This window comes from Paenibacillus sp. 19GGS1-52, from assembly GCF_022369515.1.
Taxonomy (GTDB): domain Bacteria; phylum Bacillota; class Bacilli; order Paenibacillales; family Paenibacillaceae; genus Paenibacillus_AQ.
The window spans coordinates 4991515-5011707 of the sequence record NZ_CP059724.1 but is presented as its reverse complement, the minus strand read 5'-3'; the positions used below and the strand labels follow the sequence as shown (position 1 = coordinate 5011707).

Below are 20193 nucleotides of genomic sequence, written 5' to 3'. Positions count from 1 at the left end.
TCTTGTATAATTTGTAGACTTTTGTCGCAGACGATATAATGCTTATTAATCATCTTAATACGATATGCGATGGAGAGGAGTGCTTCACTGTGAATACTAATTCTATAGCTTTAAAAGAGTGGGCATCGGCTATAGATGCTCTTATAGAAGGAAAGCAAATTATGGTGCTTCGTAAAGGTGGAATTGAGGAAGAGACGCGGCGCTTTGAACTTAAGAGTCATTCCTTCTATTTATACCCAACCTTTGAGCATCAGCGCACTGAACTGGTGAAGGAAAAAGACCGCCACTATGTCGAACAATCTCTCGTTTCATATCACCCAAATGCACCAACGATCAGACTGAACGCCTATGCTGAGGCTGTTGCAGATTTAGAAGTCCGTACTTTGGAACAATTGGAATTGCTGTATCCTTATCATATGTGGAGTGAAGGCTTAGCTAGCGAAAGATTACGCTGGAAAGCCACAGAACCCCTGCATATTTTACTACTTCGGGTTTATATATTGGAAGAGCCATTGGAGATTAAAGTACTTCCGGAATATTCTGGCTGCCGCTCATGGATAGAATTAACCTCTCTGCCTGATGTAGGGAAATTCCGTCCTGTTCTCAGTGATGAAGAGTTTCAACGGCAATCAAATATTATAATGACTGCATTAAGAGAATAATCAGCCTTATAAAAGGATTTTATCGCTCTTGGTATGGTGAAATGTGCAAATAGATGTTTGTAAAAAAACATTGTTTGTTATAAAATTAGTGAGAATCATTGATAATCAACGAGTTTCAATTTATAATAATTATAATGTGATATAGAATCTAATTATGCTGGCATCAGGGATAACCTGTTAAAATACAGCTTTCTGATTTCGCAAAATCGATCAATGGAGGGAATATTAATTATGGCCGCAGAATTTATCATTGAGGGACTGAAAGCATCGATTGAAGGGAAAGAGATTTTGAAGGGGATTAACCTTCAAATGAAAGGTGGCGAGGTTCACGCCATCATGGGACCAAATGGTACTGGTAAGAGTACTTTGGCTTCTGCTCTAATGGGACATCCAAAGTATGAAGTTACGGAAGGCACGGCTACGCTGGAAGGCGAAAATCTACTGGAGATGGCTGTTGATGAACGTGCACGTGCGGGTCTTTTTCTGGCGATGCAATATCCAAGTGAAATTTCCGGGGTCACGAACTCTGACTTCCTGCGCAGTGCCATTAATTCCCGCCGTGAAGAGGGAAGCGAAATTTCGCTGATCCGTTTTATTCGGCAGATGGAAGCCAAGATGAAGGACCTTGATATGAACCCTGAGTTCCTGCACCGCTACTTAAATGAAGGTTTCTCTGGCGGAGAGAAGAAACGTAATGAAATTCTGCAAATGATGATGCTGGACCCCAAAATCGTTATATTGGACGAGATTGACTCCGGCCTTGATATTGATGCTTTAAAGATTGTTGCTGAGGGTGTCAACTCTATGCGTAGTGAAGGTCGCGGTTTCCTAGTGATCACCCATTACCAACGCCTTCTGAACTATGTTACCCCTGATTTTGTACATGTGATGATGCAGGGTAGAATCGTGAAATCCGGTGGTCCAGAACTTGCGGAGCGCCTGGAAGCAGATGGCTACGAGTGGATTAAAGAGGAACTCGGAATCGAAGATGAAACTGTAGGACAGGAAGCATAGAGACGCCAGGAGGGAGGAGACCACTTATGACGACACAAACCATTCTTCCGGTGGACGCTGAGCACTTAAGCGAATTATCGCAGAGAAGCGGCGAACCGGGCTGGCTGAAAGAAAGCCGCTTGAAAGCACTGGAATTGGCAGCTAGCCTTACACTGCCAAGACTGGAAAAGACGAAACTTGATCGTTGGAATTTAAATACCTATGGTACCTATAAGGCAAGTCAGGCCTTCACAGCACTGAATGAAGCCCCTGCTTCCATTGCCGCCCTAATTAAGGGTCAAGAGGCAGGAAGTTTGATTATTCAACGGAATTCGGAAGTTGTATACACAAGATTGGCCCCTGAGCTTGTAGAGCAAGGCGTTATTTTCACTGATCTGCAGACAGCGGTTAAAGAACATGGTGATTTGGTGCAGCGTTATTTGCATAAGGCTGTACAACCGGATGAGCATTCTATTGCTGCACTTCATGCGGCATTATGGAGTGGGGGAATCTTCCTCTATATTCCGAAGAATGTCATTGTCAGCACACCGATACAGGCAGTTCTGTTAACAGACGATGCAGAAGCCGTATTTGTCCCGCATATTCTGATTGTTGCTGAAGCGAATAGCTCTGTAACTTATGTTGACAACTATGTATCCGACAAAACGGAAGCCGGGCTGCACAATGGTGCGGTAGAAGTTTTTGTAGGAGCTGGTGCCAAAGTTCAATTCGCTTCCGTACATCAGTTGGGTGAGGACACGACAGACGTGACTTACCGCCGCGCTGTTGTAGAGAACGACGGAATAATCGACTGGATTGTCGGTGAGATGAACTATGGTAATACAGCGAGTGATACGAAGTCTGTGCTTAAAGGCAATGGTTCTTCCTCCAATGCCAAGATAATCGCGGTTGGTTCTGGAGCGCAGAAGCTTAATTACACTACACAGGCGCAGCATTTTGGCAGAAATACACCAAGTAATATGATCACACGTGCGGTTATGCGTGATTCAGCTACATCTATTATCAACGGCATCACCAAAATCGAGAAAGGCGCAACCCGTGCAGACGGCCAGCAGACTGAAAAAGTACTTATGCTGAGTCCAAAAGCTCGTGGAGATGCTAACCCGATTCTGCTTATTGACGAAGATGATGTTACAGCAGGCCATGCCGCTTCTGTAGGGCAGGTCAATCCCGAGCAAGTCTATTACCTGATGTCACGCGGAATTTCCAAGCATGATGCGGAAACACTTGTCATTTACGGTTTCCTAGCTCCCGTCGTGTCACAAATTCCACTTGAGGGACTGCGCAAACAGCTCCAATCTCTGGTGGAAAGGAAGTTAGGCCAATGATCAGCAGTTCTATCCGGGAGCAATTTCCCATATTGAATCAGAATATCAACGGGCACCCGCTGGTCTATCTGGATAATGCCGCTACTTCGCAGAAGCCGCGGCAGGTAATTGAGGCTGTTAAGTCTTATTACGAGTGGGATAACGCTAATGTACACCGTGGTGTTCATACGCTGGGCAGCCGTGCAACGGATGCTTATGAGGGAGCACGGGAGAAACTAGCTAAATTCATAAACGCTCGCAGTACTCAAGAAATCATTTTTACACGTGGGACAACAACCGCTTTAAATATTGTAGCTTCTTCATATGGCCCTTCAGTGGTCGGTGAAGGCGACGAGATCGTCATTACACAGATGGAGCATCACAGCAATCTTATTCCGTGGCAGCAGCTAGCCAAGAAGACTGGCGCGACCTTGAAATATATACCGCTTCAGCCAGACGGAACGATCCTACTAGTGGATGCCGAGAAGACGATTACGGATCAAACCAAGATCGTGGCTATTGCTTATGTATCCAATGTGATGGGAGTTACTCATCCAGTTAAGGCGCTCGCCGCTATTGCTCATCGTCATGGAGCAGTCATCGTTGTGGATGGTGCACAGAGCACTCCTCATATGAAGGTGGACGTACAGGACCTGGATTGTGACTTCTATGCACTGTCGGGACATAAGATGCTCGCTCCAACCGGTATTGGCGCACTCTACGGCAAGAAAGCATTGCTGGAGGCTATGGAGCCTGTAGAGTTCGGCGGAGAGATGATTGACGATGTCGGTCTCTATGAGTCTACTTGGAAAGAGCTTCCCTGGAAATTCGAGGGAGGTACACCCATTATTGCTGGTGCTGTCGGACTCGGAGCAGCTATTGATTTCCTGCAGGAGGTTGGATTGGATGAAATTCATCGTCATGAGACCAAACTTGCAGCATACGCTGAGCACCGTCTATCCGAAATTAGTGGACTGAGCATTTATGGTCCGCGTAACCGTGAAGTTGGCGTAGTAACCTTTAATCTGGGTGATGTACATCCCCATGATGTGGCTACGGTATTGGATGCTGAAGGGATTGCGATTCGTGCTGGTCATCATTGCTGTCAGCCGCTGATGCGTTGGCTGGAAGTAAGCTCAACGGCGCGGGCCAGCTTTTATCTTTATAACAACGAGAGTGAAATAGATCTGCTGGTCGCTGCCTTAATCAAGACAAAGGAGTATTTCGCTTATGAACTTGGATGATTTGTATAGACGCGTAATTATGGATCATTATAAAAATCCCCGGAATCGTGGTTCGTTCGACGATGATGCTCTGAAAATTGAACTGAATAACCCCACCTGTGGCGATCGCCTTACGCTGCAGCTCAAGGTAGAGGATGGAATTGTCAAGGATGCCCGATATAGCGGTGAAGGCTGCTCGATCAGTATGTCATCAGCATCCATGATGACAGAAGCAGTCAAAGGCAAAACCGTAAAGGAAGCACTTGACTTTGCTGAGCAATTTTCTTCTATGATGAAGGGTGAAACTGTAGACTTCGGAGATTATGAGGATATAGAGGCTCTTTCCGGTGTTAATAAATTTCCGGCGCGGATTAAATGTGCCACACTGGCATGGAACGCGCTTCGTAAAGGAATAGATATAGAACAGCAACACAAATAAAATTAGAAACAAGGAGGCTGACACCATGGCTAAGAAAGCGCCTGAAATGGAGGAATACCAATACGGGTTCCGTGATGAGCACAAGTCGATATTCCAGTCTGGTAAAGGATTGACGGCCGAAATTGTTAGAGAAATTTCGGCAATCAAGAACGAACCTCAGTGGATGCTGGATTTCCGCCTGAAATCCCTGGAGCAGTTCCGGAAGATGCCGATGCCTAATTGGGGCGGCAACATGGACGATCTGGATTTCGAGGATATTCAGTATTATGTACGAGCATCCGAGAAACAAGGAAAGACCTGGGAAGAAGTACCTTCCGAGATCAAGGAAACGTTTGACAAACTGGGTATCCCCGAGGCGGAACAAAAGTTCCTAGCCGGCGTTTCGGCTCAATATGAGTCCGAGGTTGTATACCACAGCATGCAAAAGTCTCTGGAAGATCAAGGGGTTATCTTCACGGATACCGATACTGCACTGCGTGAATATCCGGAATTATTCCGCAAATATTTTGCAACCATCATTCCTCCAGCTGATAATAAATTTGCTGCATTAAACAGCGCGGTCTGGTCAGGCGGAAGCTTCATATATGTTCCTAAGGGTGTTAAATGCGAAGTGCCTTTGCAGGCTTACTTCCGTATCAACTCCGAGAACATGGGACAATTCGAGCGTACCCTGATTCTTGCTGACGAAGATAGCTTCGTACATTACGTAGAGGGCTGCACAGCTCCAATCTACAGCACAAACTCCCTGCATAGTGCAGTTGTTGAGATCTTGTGTATGAAGAACGCGCGTGTACGTTATACTACTATTCAGAACTGGGCACCGAACATCTACAACCTCGTTACCAAACGTGCAGTTGCTGAAGAGAACGCAACAATGGAATGGGTCGATGGCAACATTGGCTCCAAGCTAACCATGAAATACCCTGCAGTTGTGCTTAAGGGCCGTGGAGCTAAGGGATCAGTGCTTTCCATCGCGGTAGCAGGTAAAGGCCAGCATCAGGATGCGGGTGCGAAGATGATTCATCTGGCTCCTGATACCACTTCCACGATTGTATCGAAGTCGATCAGCAAGCATGGTGGTAAGGTTACTTACCGTGGACTTGCTTCCTTTGGCCGTAATGCGGATGGTGCCAAGTCGAATATTAAATGCGATACGCTCATTATGGATAATCTATCCACTTCGGATACGATCCCTTACAATGAGATTATGAACGATAACATTACGCTTGAGCATGAAGCAACGGTCTCCAAAGTATCTGAAGAGCAGTTATTCTATCTGATGAGCCGCGGCCTGACAGATGCTGAAGCGACGCAAATGATCGTTATGGGGTTCATTGAACCCTTTACTAAAGAGTTGCCGATGGAATATGCAGTAGAAATGAATCGTCTCATAAAAATGGAGATGGAAGGTTCTATCGGTTAACCATTTACAAATATTAACTATAAAAGCGTGTCCGAATTCTGGATACGCTTTTTGTTTGCCATTTCCCGAAAATAAAGAATTAATAAATAGAATATTATAGGAATTAATCCGTAAAAAGGACGCTTTCCGCAAGGTGAGATTTCCGCGAAATTATACTTATGCATAATTCATCAGCATTAACGAGTAATTAGGAGCAATTTAAGATATAGGCCTCTATTTCCCCTATCTTAAGTGGGCTTTTTCCGATAAACCGATGAAAACGGTCCATTCTCCGCTTTGCCGCATTAAATTATGGATGATAAACTGCTTAAAGTCCCTAAAATGAAAGCGCTAAAAAATATAGCTTAGGATGTAAGCTATGCTGTTCCAGCTAAGTCAATGCTTACGAAGCCAGCTTTACTTCGTAAAGCTTAAGTCAATGCTTACGAAGCTAGCTTTACTTCGTAAAGCTTATAGGAGGAGAGATATGGAAGTTCTCAGGCAACTGCGGGGCTTTTACCGGGAAAAGCTACATTTTTTGATTCTTTCAATTGTATGCTTGGCCGCGGCAACTGCAGTGGGGCTCATAACCCCGAACTTGTTAAGAAGGTTAATTGATGATGTTATTGTACCTATGAAGTTCACAGAGGTGCCCGTATTAGCACTCAGTGTGCTGGCTGTAGTATTCGTGAAAGCATGTCTGCAATTTGCACACGGATTTTTTGGCGGGCGGCTAGGTAACTTTCTCGCCTACCGGTTGCGCAATGCCTGCTATGAGAAGTTGCAGTTTCTGTCTTTCCGTTATTACGATACGGCCAAGACAGGTGACTTGATGTCCCGGCTGACCGGGGATCTGGAAGCGATTCGCTTATTTATTGGTTTTGGTTTCGCCCAGCTACTGAATGTATTTTTTATGGTGTTTTTTGGTTCTATCATGATGTTCACGATTAATTGGCAGCTAACACTAGTCACTTTGATAACCATGCCATTTTTGGCTGCTGTAGCTTTTCGATTTGAGTCCAAGATTCATCCGGCCTTTCAGGAGATGCGGCTTGCACTAAGCTCGCTAACCACGGCTGTTCAGGAGAATGTAACTGGTGTACGGACCGTCAAATCGTTTGCCAGAGAGGCTTACGAGGTAGAGAAGTTCTCACACCGTAATGAACGCTATAAGAACAACCAAATTTTTGCCGCTGAGTTATGGAGCAAATATTTTCCAGTCATGGAGCTGCTGGCTTCAGTCAGCGTGGCGATCCTGCTGGGAGTAGGCGGAACGCTCGTCATTAATAAAGACATGTCGCTAGGAGAGCTGGTTGCCTTCTTCAGCTTGATCTGGTATATTATCGGGCCAGTATGGGGCCTCGGCTTCCATATTAATAACTACACACAATCCAAGGCTTCAGGTGAACGTGTGCTTCAGGTGCTTAACCAGCAGATAGATGTGAAGGATCAAGATACTGCCCGTGAACTTATCGCTGCAGAAGTCAAAGGAGATGTTGTATTTAATCACGTAACCTTCGCCTATGGGAACAAAATGCCGGCGGTTACAAACATTCATTTTGAAGCAGCTTCAGGTGCAGTTATCGGGTTTCTCGGGGGCACAGGCTCCGGTAAGTCAACGATTACACAGCTGATGATGCGCGCCTATGACGTTAATGAAGGGAGTATTTCGCTGGACGGTATTGATATTAGGGAATACAATGTTCGCAGCCTGCGTTCGCAAATTGCAACTGTATTTCAGGAGACCTTTCTGTTCTCTTCCTCTATTCGCAATAATATATCCTACGGTCTGAAGAATGTGACGATGGATGAGATTATCCGGGCTGCAGAATTAGCAAAAGCACATGAATTTATAATGGAGATGCCGGAGGGGTACGAAACGGTTGTAGGCGAACGCGGAATGGGTCTTTCCGGCGGACAGAAGCAGCGGATTGCGATCGCTAGAGCTCTGCTGAAGAATCCGCGGATTCTTATACTCGATGATGCGACCAGCGCTGTTGATATGGAGACAGAGCATGAGATTCAAGCAGGCTTCCAAGAGGTTATGCGAGGGCGCACAACACTTATTATTGCCCACCGGATTTCCTCGTTGCGGCATGCCGATCTGATCGTTGTTATGAATGAAGGTCGTATGATTCAGCGAGGTACACATAAAGAGCTTATCGAGGTGCCCGGTCCCTATCAAGACGTCTACCGGATTCAATACGCTGATTATTTGGCAAGAGATGCCGGAAGAGTGGGGGAGTGAGGCCGTATGAAACTTGAAGCTAATCATAATGTAGCCAGGGGTTCGAAGAATAAGAAAACACAAGCAGAAATTCTTGATGAGCGTTTTGTATATAAAGACGATGATCTGATTGACAAGGCATTCGACTGGAAGCAGTTCACCAGACTGTTCGGCTACATGAAGCCATATGCGAGGCAGATGCTTCCGCTCGTGTCGATCATGATGATTCTCGGGACGATTACCAAGCTGACGGTCCCCTTCCTGACGAGTCTCGCCATAGACAAGGCGATTGCTCCCAAGGATGGACACCCAAGTCTGACCCTTCTTTACACGCTTACGGCTAGTGTAGTTGTCTTATATTTAATACAATGGATCGCTGGTGTTTACCGGATTAAATATACCAATGTGATCGGACAAAGAGTTATTTATGATCTGCGCTCGGACTTGTTCAGACATATTCAGAAGCTGTCCTTCAACTTTTTCGATAAACGTCCGGCTGGTTCAGTATTGGTACGGGTAACGAATGATATCAACTCGCTGCAGGATCTGTTCACGAACGGGGTCGTCAATTTGATGATCGATTGTGTGCAACTACTTGGTATTATGGTTATTTTGCTGCTGCTTAACTGGAAGCTGGGTCTTGCGGTGATGATTACTGTTCCGGTCATGTTCTTAGTCTCGACCAAGCTGCGCCAGAAGATTCGGCTTGCTTGGCAGGATGTGCGGATGAAGAACTCCAGGATCAATTCACATCTGAATGAATCGATTCAAGGGATAAGAGTTACGCAGGCCTATACGCAAGAACAGGAAAATATGAATTATTTTGATGCAATGAATACTGATAGCAGAAAATCCTGGAATAAGGCTTCGGCGATGAACCAAGCGTTTGGTCCGATTATTGAGATCACCGGCGGCTTCGGAACCATGATTCTGTTCTGGTATGGAGCTCATCTTATCGAATCGGGTGAACTTACCATAGGTTTTCTAGTCGCTTTCAGTACTTATGTGAGTAATTTCTGGGACCCTATCAATCGTCTGGGGCAGATGTATAATCAGTTGCTGGTAGCGATGGCTTCCTCAGAACGGATCTTTGAGTATTTGGATGAGCAGCCATCGGTTCAAGATAAGCCTGGAGCGAAACCACTGCCAACGATTCGTGGCGACATCAAGTTTGATCAGGTTGTTTTTGAATATGAAAAGGGGCGTGCAGCTTTAAAGGGTATTAGTCTCGACGTCCAGGCGGGGCAATCGATCGCGCTTGTCGGTCATACAGGTTCCGGTAAAAGTACTATCATTAACCTCATTAGCCGGTTCTATGATATTACGGACGGCCGAATTACGATTGACGGCACTGATATTCGTGAGGTCACGTTGGAAAGTCTGCGCACGCAGGTCAGTATCGTTTTGCAGGACACATTTATTTTCTCGGGAACGATTCGGGATAATATTCGCTTTGGGCGGCTCGATGCCACCGACGAGGAAGTGGAGGAAGCTGCTCAAGCGGTGGATGCACATGACTTCATCACCAAGCTTCCCGGAGGTTATGAGACGGAGGTTGAAGAACGTGGCAGTGCGTTGTCCATGGGACAGCGGCAGCTTTTGTCTTTTGCTAGGGCGCTGCTGGCCAATCCACGAATTCTGATCCTGGATGAAGCGACAGCGAGTATTGATACGGAGACGGAGCTGAAGATTCAGAATGCGCTTAAGATTCTGCTGCAGGGCCGAACTTCATTTATCGTCGCTCACCGATTATCAACGATTCGACATGCCGACAAAATTGTCGTTCTGGATCATGGTGAGATCAAAGAAGAAGGAACCCATCGTGAACTAACCTCCCATGACGGAGTTTATAACGGTCTGATTGAAGCGCAGTTCAGGTTTCTATAATTAAAAGTTAGTTCAAACGCAGCAGTCCCCTTCCCTTTGCAGAATCAATAGGGGAGCGGGCTGCTGTTATTTCATTACAAGCTGCCAAGGAGATTACTTACTTTCGGCGTCTGGACACTCTGCCTGTTACGCGTAATTCAAACAGCTGTGCACCAATATCGTGCTGCCATTCGGCATCCTCGGTACGAGCGGCCAGAAGAGCTTCATTGTTTAGGCGCGCCAGCTCCCAGTAATACATAGCATTTACTTGTAAGCACTGCTGCTGCTCGGCTTCTTCAGTTGTAGTAAGCCGGCGTTGACGGCTTAGAATGAATAGCTCAGCAAGACGCTCATGAACGGTTAGCATTGGGATCAGCCTCTTTTTCGAAAAATGTATAGCAGGGCTGTTGTTGATTTCATGCACAGATCAGTTTAACCCAATATTAAAGATGTTAAACCTTGGAAAGATCAACAACGGTTATATCCACTAATTCGTCATCGGCGAATAAAAATATTGTAATCGCTTAATTTTATGCTACAATATTATTAATACAGGATTGTGACCGCTAACGTGGGCAATGCCTAAGCTGATTCGAGTATCATTTTCTAAATGATATTGGGATCAACTTAGGCTTTTTTTGTACAAAATATGATGCAGGAGGTGAAATATTGATGATTATCGAGAAAGTCCTCAACAACAATGTCTTGTTGACCAAGAACCAAAAAGGTAAGGAAGTCATTGTGATGGGTAGAGGGATATCCTTTAACAAGGTAGCGGGTGATTACGTCGATCCCGACAAGGTAGATAAAATTTTTCTGCTAAATGAGAATGAGTTCACGGCCAAGCTAACCGAGCTTTTGAACGATATTCCTGTGGCCCATTTGGAATTGGCGAATGAAATTGTTACTTATGCAAATGAGATTCTAGGGACTGAGCTAAGTGATAATATTTATTTGACCTTAACCGATCATATCCATTTTGCCGTTCAGCGCTACGAAAAAGGAATCGTGCTCAAAAATGCGATGTTGTTCGAAATTAAACGCTTCTATCAGAAAGAATTCTCAATCGGGATGGATGCGCTCAAATTTATTCACAACTATACTGCCTTATATTTCAAGAAAAACCTGAACTCACGGTAAAATGAACGTTAAGAAACGTCGATTTTGCCACCCGGAAATTCCAGACTAATCAATTTGTTTCCGTTGCGGTGGCAGGGGCCTTAATCTATCCGTCAATTATTGCTGCAGTTGGCAGTACAGATTCATTGGGTTTTCTCGGGATACCTATTATTCTTGTGAATTATTCCTCTAGTGTAATCCCAATTATCCTAGCGGTTTGGGTGCAATCTTATATAGAGAAATGGTTTCGTTCCTTTATTCATGAATCGGTTAGAAATATACTTGTACCAATGTTCGCGTTGCTGATTGTGATTCCTTTGACATTTCTAGCCTTTGGTCCTGTAGGTTCCCTGATTAGTGACGGGTTGGCTTCAGGTTATACATGGCTATATAATCTTAGTCCGCTGGCGGCGGGTGCAATCGCAGGAGCATTCTGGCAGGTTTTTGTAATCTTTGGTGTTCATTGGGGATTTGTCCCGATCATGCTGAGCAATATAGCCAGTCTGGGCTACGATACGATGCTGCCTATCCTGTCTGCAGCAGTCCTTGCTCAAGCGGGTGCAGTATTCGGGGTATTCTTGAAATCGAAAAATTCGCAAATGAAAGCTTTAGCAGGGTCATCAACCCTGGCTGCGGTGTTTGGTATCACAGAGCCTACAATCTATGGGGTTACGCTTAAATTAAAAAAACCATTTATCTATGCCTGTGTTTCCGGCGCAATAGGCGGCGCTATTATAGCTGTCGGCGGAGCAAGAGCTTTAGCATTCTCCCTGCCAGGTCTGCTGGCCTTGCCGACTTATTTTGGAACCGGATTTGTGTGGGTTGTGGTCGGTTTAGTCGTGTCCTTTGTACTTGCACTTCTGCTTGTATTTGTCTTGGGCTTTGATGATCCAACCGTAGCCAGTCCAGAGCAAACCCCTGAAATTCCAACTTATACAGCGAATAGTTTAATTGAAAAAGAAGTAATTGTCAGTCCCTTGTCGGGCAGCCTTCAATCGCTAGAGTCTTTGCCAGATGAAGCCTTTGCCTCAGGGGCAATGGGTAAAGGGATTGTGATTGAACCCTCCTCCGGCAGGTTGACTTCACCTGTAAACGGAACTATTACGACGATCTTTCCAACAGGACATGCAATCGGCATCACTTCCGATGAAGGGGCTGAACTCTTAATCCACGTTGGCGTCAATACAGTGAAGCTAAAGGGTAAGTTCTTCGAGAAACGGGTAAAAGAAGGAGATAAGGTGAAGCAAGGACAGTTGCTGCTAGAATTTGATGTAGAAGCGATCAGGGCAGCGGGTTTCATAACGGCTACACCAATTATAGTAACCAATTCGGCTAATTATTTGGATGTCCTCAAAAGCGCTGAGATGAATGTGGAAAATGGGGAATACCTATTAACAGTGGTTAACTAGATAGCTAAGGCTACATCAATCACATTGAAAAAGGAGCACATCGAGCATGAGCAACAGTATGAATAAGAGCATTAAAGGATTTCCATCAGACTTTTTATGGGGAGGCGCCACGGCAGCCAATCAATTAGAAGGCGCGTTCGATGCTGACGGCAAGGGCTTGTCCAGTGCAGATATGGTTGCTTATATACCCAAGGCAGAGCGGACTAACGACCACGCTATTGAAATCAGTTCGGAGCGTATTGAGCAAATACTGTCGGGAGAGTTCGAGGCCCGTTTTCCGAAACGTGAAGGCATCGATTTCTACCACCGCTATAAAGAGGATATTGCCTTGTTTGCCGAAATGGGCTTTAAAGTATTCCGTCTGTCCATTAACTGGGCACGTATTTTCCCAAATGGTGATGATGCTGAGCCGAATGAGGCTGGATTGCAATTTTATGATGATGTCTTTGACGAATTGCATAAATACGGAATCGAACCGCTAGTGACGCTGGCTCATTATGAAACTCCGCTTGGCTTGACGCAGAAATACAACGGCTGGGCCAGCCGTAAAGTGGTTGAATTCTTTACCAACTATGCTGAGACTGTATTTACACGCTATAAAGCTAAAGTGAAACATTGGATCACCTTTAACGAAATTAATATGATGACGCTTAGTCCGTTTACCGGCGGCGGCGTTGTGATCGACCGATCCGAGAATAAACTCCAGACGATCTATCAGGCCTTGCACCACCAATTTATAGCTAGCGCCTTGGCGACTAAACTGGTTCACGAGATCATTCCTGGTTCACAAATGGGCTGTATGCTAGCCCGCATGGAAAGCTATGCGAATACTTGCAATCCCGAGGATGTGCGGCTGAATCAGCATGAGAACCAGCTAAATCTGTATTTTACAGATGTGCACTCCCTTGGCGAATATCCACGATATATGGAGCGTTATTTTGCTGAGAATGATATCGTCATTCAAAAAGAGTCGGGCGACGATGAGATTTTGCGGAAGAATACAGTTGATTATGTGGCCTTCAGCTATTACATGACTTTAACTGTGTCCACAAACCCAGAGGGGGAACGAGCTCAAGGCAACCTGTTTGGTGGAGTTAAGAATCCGTACCTGAAAGCTTCCGAGTGGGGCTGGCAGATTGATCCGATCGGTCTGCGCATTATGCTGAATACGATGTATGATCGTTATCGCAAACCGCTGTTTATCGTAGAAAACGGTCTGGGTGCGTATGACAAAGTCGAAGCGGATGGTTCCATTCATGATTCTTACCGGATTGACTATCATCGCCAACATATTATACAGATGAAAGAGGCAATCTTGGATGGAGTTGAGCTGATTGGCTACACTAGCTGGGGACCCATCGATATAGTGAGCATGTCCACCTCCGAAATGTCCAAACGTTACGGGTTTATCTATGTCGATCTGGATGATGATGGAAACGGGACGCTGGCGCGCTCCAAGAAGGATTCCTTTGATTGGTATAAAAAGGTTATCGCCAGCAATGGCGAGCAACTGTAAAAGATAAAGCTAGAGTATCTCTCTAGGAAAAAGGGTAACCTACAGTCATTAAATCACATGACTGTTAGGTTACCCTTATTTAATGTAGCTTTGAGCCATCCGCCCTTTGCGCAGCAAAGCAGGGTGACTCAAGGCGGGCTGACGATCCATAGTCCCATTCGTCCACAATAACCGCGATGTTCCGCCAAGCTTCCAGGCGTCCAGAGGGCGGAGCCCTTCTGAGCCCTCCCTTGGAAGGGTTATTCCATATAAATCTCCACCACAGCGATATTGCGGTCACGGGACAGGTCGAGGAACTTCCCACCGCTCTGCACTAGTGGGCGGAAGACATCAATGGGGTTGTTTAGAACAATTACACCCATGTCGCCTGTGCTTAGTAATACGCGCTTGCCGATGAAGTTGGGCATTAAATGCTGGATAAAGGCTTGTACTGTTTTTGGGTTGAGCTTGCCGAAGCTGAGATTGTGGATTTCACGTAGAACTGAAATCAATTCCTGCTTGGACTGATAAACCCTTGGTGTGGTCATAGCACTGTAAATATCAGCTACAGCTGCGATTTGGGCGTAAGGGTGAATCTCGGATGCAGTCAGATTACCGGGGTAGCCGGAACCATCTTCACGTTCATGGTGCTGAAGGGCAACCAGAGCTGTATGTTTGTCATCCATGGAATTGCGGATAATCTCGTAACCGTATGTAGTATGGAGTTTAACTTCCTCAAACTCTAGTGAAGTTAACTTTCCTGGCTTGTTGAGTAGAGCCGGTGAAATTCGGCATTTGCCTATGTCTATCAGATACCCGGCTCGGCCAATTTCGTAGCATTCCCGTTTAGAATATCCGAGCCAAGTTGCTATATAGTAAGAAAGCATGCCTACCTGTAAGGAGTGATTATAGGTATAATCATCTTCACGGTCAAGCAGCAGTAGCAAAGAGACGACATCTTTATGTTTGTCCAGTGATTGCAGCGAGGGTTGAAGTACATCATCTACAAGTGATTGATTAAAACGTCCTTGAGTCAACGCCTCCATATATACAGATTCGAAACCGTCAATCATATTGTCAAAATTTCCGGTCACGGCTTTAATAATAGACGCTCTGCCTTTAGGGGCAGGCTCTTCGGTTACTACCTCGATATCAACATAGTCTACGCTGTGTTGCATCAACTTGGCGATTTCTTCTATCCGAAGTTTTGTACCTTTAGGTAATACGTGAAGTCCTCTGGAGCTAAAGGTATCTTCTCCCAAGAAATGACCGGGTTTTAGATCCGTGACGTGTACTCTCAATGCCTATGCCACCTTAACTATCGATTTTTTTCAGCATAGCAACAAAGCTGGAATTATTCAATGATCAAAGAGTAGTTGATGATATATTTTCGAAAGCAGCAGCCAGCTGATCAGAGCCTAACCATTGTTGCTCTGATTCATTGATGTCCTTTTTCCAGACGGGGACGGCCTGCTTCAGCATTTCAATCGCCAACCGACTAGCTTCATAACAAGTATCACGATGAGCAGCAGATACGGCAATGATAACGCTAGCTTCCTTTAGACCCACATAGCCTATGCGATGAGAAATCGCGCAATGAGCGTTCCAGCGCTTCTGAACTTCGTTGCCAATCTCCTGAAGTTTGCTCAGGGCCATGGGAATATAAGCTTCATAAAAGAGCGCGGTTGTTCGCCGTCCTTGCGTCATCTCGCGTGTCGTTCCTACAAATATCAGCGAGGCTCCGTGAGCAGCATCTAGTACTTTATCCAGAAGCTTCTCAGCGACCAAAGGTTGATCCGTTATCGTGTAAAGCCCGTCGGCTGTACTCTCGGTTACAGAACCGGTTTCGCCCCCGGAAACGGGAGGAATAAGCGCAACTTCTGCAGTTGCGGAGATGGGTGAATCATCTGGGGCATATTCCCGGTCAATGGCAACTAAAGAAACTGCAATTTGGGGGGCTGCATCCGGATAGGAGGCAGAGAGGAGTTCCTTTAATTTACCTGCAGTTAGAGTATTCTCCGCAACATCAAAGGACAGTGATGAGGAACCGAAAATTTCAGCCAACCCAGCGAATAGACGGATTGTAATTTGCATACTTATTCACCTCGTAATTATTTTAATAATGATTCCAATATACCATATTAAGCTTGGAAATGTTATGCTAGGCTGTATAAGATCATGTGCCAGCTGCTTCAATAATGAGTGGCCTTACTGGTGGGAGGAATGTTGCTGTGATGCCCGTGCCGCAAAGATTAACCATACTTCATACCAATGATATACATAGCCATTTTGAAATGATGAGTCCCTTGGCCGCAGTGATTGCCGCGCAAAAGACTGCAGCGAGACAAGAACCCTTGCTGCTGCTGGATGTGGGTGACCATATGGATCGGGCTGCAGTGGAGACAGAAGGAACTATGGGTCAGGCAAATATCGATGTGATGAACCTGACAGGGTATGATGCCGTCACTATCGGGAATAACGAAGGACTAACCTTTTCTCCGGAGATATTAAGTGCTATCTTTACGGGTCTGCAATGCCCTGTAGTTTGTTGTAATTTTGTGGAGAGTTCAACAGGAGAACCACCGTCTTGGATGAAACGTCATGCTATTCTGGAGAAGGATGGACTTCGAATAGGAGTGACCGGTGCTACAGTTGCATTCACAGCGTTCTATTCACTCTTGGGATGGGATGCCTTGGACCCTGAGACTGCGCTCCGCGAACAGTGTCTTCTTCTGGCTCCGCAGGTAGACGTTCTGATTATTTTATCTCATCTTGGGCTTCCAGCAGACCAATTACTGGCTGAGAGACTGGAAGGGGTGCATGCTATACTTGGTGGGCATACCCATCATATGCTGGAGGAACCGTTAATGATTAACGGCACAGCTGTATGTGGTGCCGGGAAATTCGGACGTTATGTCGGCCGGCTTGTTTTTGAACGCCAAGGAGACGAAACAGACTTTAAGCTGGTGACAGGTCAATGTATTCCGGTTGATCCCACGCTTTCCGAAGAGATTATCAGTCCTGCTGTTGGTGTTCATCTGGAGCATGCCTGTGCAGTAATGTTGGAGACAGTTGCAATAACTGACCGAGAGCTGCCGATTAACCTGCAAGGAGAATCACCCTTTGGCAATTTGTTGGCACAGGCAGTGCGCCGCTTTACAGGGAGCTCGCTATCTCTGGTGAATACAGGCCAGCTATTAGGTTCGTTGCCAGAGGGTGAGATCACTACCGGAATGCTGCATGCTCTATGTCCTTCGCCGATTAACTCATGTGTAGTAAAGCTGGAGGGACGAGATATTCGTATAGCTCTGGAACAAAGCCTTACCGAAGAATTTCGCAATAAAGTAATTTATGGATATGGTTTTCGAGGTCATCAGCTGGGTAGTTTAGCAGTAGATGGCATAAAAATATTGTACGATCCCTTAAAAATGCCGTATGATAGCGGTATTGCAGTTTTTGTCGAAGGAGAGCTTCTGGATGACAATCGCGAGTATAATGTCGGGACGCTAGACATGTTCACTTTTGGTGCTGGATATGAGACCATTATGAATGGAAAGGATGCACTGTTTCTGTTGCCCCATTTCCTGCGCGATCTGCTGCAGATGGAACTGCAACGTCCCGAAAGTCTAGACGAATGCGTGATCACCCGCTGGGTGAGTAAGTCCCCATAAGCAGAGTGACCCTGCTACTAAGTAAGTGAACATTTGAGAATCAGCTTGCAATATTTTAATTCCCACAGATCAGGAGGATTTTATGGACACTATTACAGCAATAATTCTGGCGATTGTCGAGGGTATCACTGAGTTTATTCCGGTTTCTTCCACAGGACATATGATTTTAACGGCTCAGCTCTTAGGTTTTTCGGATCAGACACCGATAATGAAGACTTATGAAATTGTAATTCAACTAGGTGCGATTCTAGCCATTGCCCTTGTCTACCGCCAGCGTATACTCAATTTACTTGGTATAGGGCGAAAACGTCAGGTCAGAGGTGGTGTAATGCCGACTTCCCGGTTGAATCTGATCCATGTGATTCTGGGTATCGCCCCGGCACTTCTGGTAGCCTTCTTCGCTCGTGATTTTATTAAAAGTCTTTTTGGGGCTACTACGGTACTTTGGGCTCTTGTTGCCGGCGGGATTTTAATGATCATCGCTGAATGGGTAAACAAACGCAAGATTCGTATCACGGCACATGAACTTGACGATTTATCCTATGGACAGGCGCTGGCTATCGGCTTTTATCAGATTATTTCAGTGCTATGGCCTGGATTCTCACGTTCGGGTTCTACAATCTCAGGCGGTATGCTGAGCGGAGTAAGCTATAAGGCTTCAGCGGATTTTTCCTTTCTCATCGCGATTCCGATTATGTGTGCTGCTTCGGGTTATGAGCTGCTGGATTCCTATCGTTACTTCACGAGTGAGACAATAACCTACTTTATTATTGGATTTCTGGTTTCTTTTGTAGTAGCCTATATTGTGGTGATTATATTTATGAAATGGATTCAAAAAATCAGACTGACCCATTTCGCAATTTATCGATTTATTCTAGCGGCACTATTCTGGTTGTTGGTTATGCGTTAATACCATTTAGTGGTCACGGTACAGAATCAGAATTGTTCTTGAGGAGAGCTTGCCTGTTCTCTTGAGGTAACGGTATAGACAAAGTGTATAACCCAGGGATTTTACAACAGAATAGTAATTTACCGTTAAAGGCAGGAGTGAGCCAAGGTGCGATTAGTATCCGTGAATCGGCTTCAGGCGGGAATGAAGCTGGGCAAAAAAATATATAATGATGAGGGCCTGATTCTGCTCGCAGATGGTGTGGAACTGAGTGATCCGCTGATTAAGCGTTTGGCTAAGCTCGATATCGGCTACATCTACATTGAGGATTCGTTCACGGAAGATGTTATTATTTCAGGAATGCTGCAGGACGAGACGCGCAACCAAGCGCTTAAGGTGATCAGAAACCAGTTTCAGCAAATGTCTGGTGCTTCCGGCATTACTAAGGGTTTTTATCATCTGGACAAAAAGTTCTCCAAGCTTATGGACAATATATTAGATGATATGTCTTTACAGGAAGATCCGATGATTATGCTGCTAGATATGCATACGACGGACAACTATCTGTATGTTCATTCACTAAATGTATGTCTGTATACACTTGTGCTGGCAATAGCTCATGGCTACAGCAAAGAGGAACTCAGAGTCATAGGTTTGGGTGCTCTGTTGCATGACATTGGTAAAACACAAATTCCGATCAAAATTGTACAGAAGCCGGGCTTGCTCAGCGATGAGGAATTTCGTCACATGCAGGCGCATACGGAGATCGGCTATCGGATTCTCAAAGAGGAACCTAATATCCCGCTGCTCGCTGCACATTGCGCATTGCAGCATCATGAGCGTATTGACGGCTCCGGCTATCCACGCGGCCTGACTGGGCCGCAAATTCATGAATATGCCAAATGGCTTGGAGTGGCGGACTCTTATGACGCTATGACCTCGAACCGTATTTACAAAAAAGCGATGCTGCCACACCAGGCAGTCGAGGCGCTTTATGTAGGTTCCGGAACGCTTTATGAGCAAAAGCAACTTGAACTATTTCGAGATCGCGTAGCGATCTATCCATTAGGTCTTACTGTGACTCTCAGTACTGGAGAGAGCGGTGTGGTGGTCAAGATAGATCCTACTACACCACACAGACCAGTGGTGCGTATTTTTAGAGGTGTTGAAGGAGAGGAAGTTGTTCCGTTCGAACGAGATCTGGGCAAGGCGCTCTCCATTGTCATCATTGATGTAGCAGATCAAGGCGAGCCTGTTCGGAATCCGACATGAATATCATTATTGAGCATGCAGCGTGGAGAGACGTCAGGGTGATTCGCTATTTTTGCGGGACCTGATTTCATTCCCGCTGTTTTCTGTTTTTTTGCCGAAATATGAATATGACTTGTCCTGAACACATAGAAATGCAGTTTTTTGGCTTAACGTGGTATGATATAGGGTAAGTCAGCGTTCGTTCGGGACTATTTTGGG

At 45.5% G+C, this 20193-nt stretch carries 16 protein-coding genes and 2 pseudogenes; 15 read left to right on the top strand and 3 right to left on the bottom strand.

Annotated features, from left to right (window positions below):
* Positions 1-89 precede the first annotated feature (89 nt).
* The 8 genes from H1230_RS23355 to H1230_RS23320 all read left to right on the top strand — a co-directional run bounded on the left by H1230_RS23355 (position 90) and on the right by H1230_RS23320 (position 10161).
* The gene (locus tag H1230_RS23355; RefSeq protein ID WP_239712251.1) at positions 90-662 is read left to right on the top strand and encodes a DUF1802 family protein; all 573 of its coding nucleotides are present in this window, start codon (positions 90-92) and stop codon (positions 660-662) included.
* Positions 663-893: 231 nt separating this feature from the next.
* Complete coding sequence (gene sufC / locus H1230_RS23350; RefSeq protein WP_239712250.1) at positions 894-1676, top strand: Fe-S cluster assembly ATPase SufC; 783 nt, start codon at positions 894-896, stop codon at positions 1674-1676.
* 26 nt (positions 1677-1702) lie between these two features.
* Positions 1703-3004 (top strand): Fe-S cluster assembly protein SufD, encoded by a 1302-nt coding sequence (gene sufD, locus H1230_RS23345; RefSeq protein ID WP_239712249.1) that lies wholly within the window; start codon positions 1703-1705, stop codon positions 3002-3004.
* Entirely contained in the window at positions 3001-4227 is a 1227-nt protein-coding gene (locus H1230_RS23340; protein ID WP_239712248.1) for a cysteine desulfurase, read from the top strand. Before sufD ends, H1230_RS23340 begins: the two co-directional genes overlap by 4 nt.
* Positions 4214-4645: a Fe-S cluster assembly sulfur transfer protein SufU gene (sufU, locus tag H1230_RS23335; protein ID WP_239712247.1), complete on the top strand. Its 432-nt coding sequence runs from the start codon at positions 4214-4216 to the stop codon at positions 4643-4645. The genes H1230_RS23340 and sufU overlap by 14 nt, the downstream gene beginning before the upstream one ends.
* A 25-nt stretch (positions 4646-4670) precedes the next feature.
* Positions 4671-6068, top strand: a complete 1398-nt coding sequence (sufB, locus tag H1230_RS23330; protein ID WP_154118054.1) for a Fe-S cluster assembly protein SufB — start codon at positions 4671-4673, stop codon at positions 6066-6068.
* Between the two features lie 466 nt (positions 6069-6534).
* Positions 6535-8295 carry an ABC transporter ATP-binding protein gene (locus H1230_RS23325; RefSeq protein ID WP_239712246.1) on the top strand — a complete coding sequence of 587 codons (1761 nt, stop codon included), beginning with the start codon at positions 6535-6537 and terminating at the stop codon, positions 8293-8295.
* Between the two features lie 6 nt (positions 8296-8301).
* On the top strand, positions 8302-10161 hold the full coding sequence (locus tag H1230_RS23320; RefSeq protein ID WP_239712245.1) for an ABC transporter ATP-binding protein: 1860 nt from the start codon (positions 8302-8304) through the stop codon (positions 10159-10161).
* 97 nt (positions 10162-10258) lie between these two features.
* Here H1230_RS23320 and H1230_RS23315 read toward each other — a convergent pair whose 3' ends face one another.
* Positions 10259-10507 carry a DUF7667 family protein gene (locus H1230_RS23315; RefSeq protein ID WP_239712244.1) on the bottom strand — a complete coding sequence of 83 codons (249 nt, stop codon included), beginning with the start codon at positions 10505-10507 and terminating at the stop codon, positions 10259-10261.
* 305 nt (positions 10508-10812) lie between these two features.
* Between H1230_RS23315 and H1230_RS23310 the strand changes: the two are divergent.
* The 4 genes and pseudogenes from H1230_RS23310 to H1230_RS23300 form a co-directional block, all read left to right on the top strand.
* Positions 10813-11250, top strand: a pseudogene (locus H1230_RS23310) (CAT RNA binding domain-containing protein); the annotation flags it as partial.
* Between the two features lie 80 nt (positions 11251-11330).
* Positions 11331-11963, top strand: a pseudogene (locus H1230_RS31550) (PTS transporter subunit EIIC); the annotation flags it as partial.
* Positions 11964-12074: 111 nt separating this feature from the next.
* Positions 12075-12668 carry a PTS sugar transporter subunit IIA gene (locus H1230_RS31545; protein WP_345773443.1) on the top strand — a complete coding sequence of 198 codons (594 nt, stop codon included), beginning with the start codon at positions 12075-12077 and terminating at the stop codon, positions 12666-12668.
* Positions 12669-12726: 58 nt separating this feature from the next.
* The gene (locus tag H1230_RS23300) at positions 12727-14184 is read left to right on the top strand and encodes a glycoside hydrolase family 1 protein (RefSeq protein WP_239717514.1); all 1458 of its coding nucleotides are present in this window, start codon (positions 12727-12729) and stop codon (positions 14182-14184) included.
* A gap of 239 nt (positions 14185-14423) precedes the next feature.
* Here H1230_RS23300 and H1230_RS23295 read toward each other — a convergent pair whose 3' ends face one another.
* Positions 14424-15464, bottom strand: a complete 1041-nt coding sequence (locus H1230_RS23295) for an HD-GYP domain-containing protein (RefSeq protein ID WP_239712241.1) — start codon at positions 15462-15464, stop codon at positions 14424-14426.
* Between the two features lie 64 nt (positions 15465-15528).
* Complete coding sequence (locus tag H1230_RS23290; RefSeq protein ID WP_239712240.1) at positions 15529-16257, bottom strand: molybdenum cofactor biosynthesis protein; 729 nt, start codon at positions 16255-16257, stop codon at positions 15529-15531.
* 140 nt (positions 16258-16397) lie between these two features.
* Here H1230_RS23290 and H1230_RS23285 point away from each other — a divergent pair, with 140 nt between their 5' ends.
* The 3 genes from H1230_RS23285 to H1230_RS23275 all read left to right on the top strand — a co-directional run bounded on the left by H1230_RS23285 (position 16398) and on the right by H1230_RS23275 (position 19995).
* Positions 16398-17834: a bifunctional metallophosphatase/5'-nucleotidase gene (locus tag H1230_RS23285; protein WP_239717512.1), complete on the top strand. Its 1437-nt coding sequence runs from the start codon at positions 16398-16400 to the stop codon at positions 17832-17834.
* Positions 17835-17916: 82 nt separating this feature from the next.
* On the top strand, positions 17917-18744 hold the full coding sequence (locus H1230_RS23280; protein WP_239712239.1) for an undecaprenyl-diphosphate phosphatase: 828 nt from the start codon (positions 17917-17919) through the stop codon (positions 18742-18744).
* Positions 18745-18891: 147 nt separating this feature from the next.
* Positions 18892-19995 (top strand): HD-GYP domain-containing protein, encoded by a 1104-nt coding sequence (locus tag H1230_RS23275; RefSeq protein WP_239712238.1) that lies wholly within the window; start codon positions 18892-18894, stop codon positions 19993-19995.
* Positions 19996-20193: the final 198 nt, after the last annotated feature.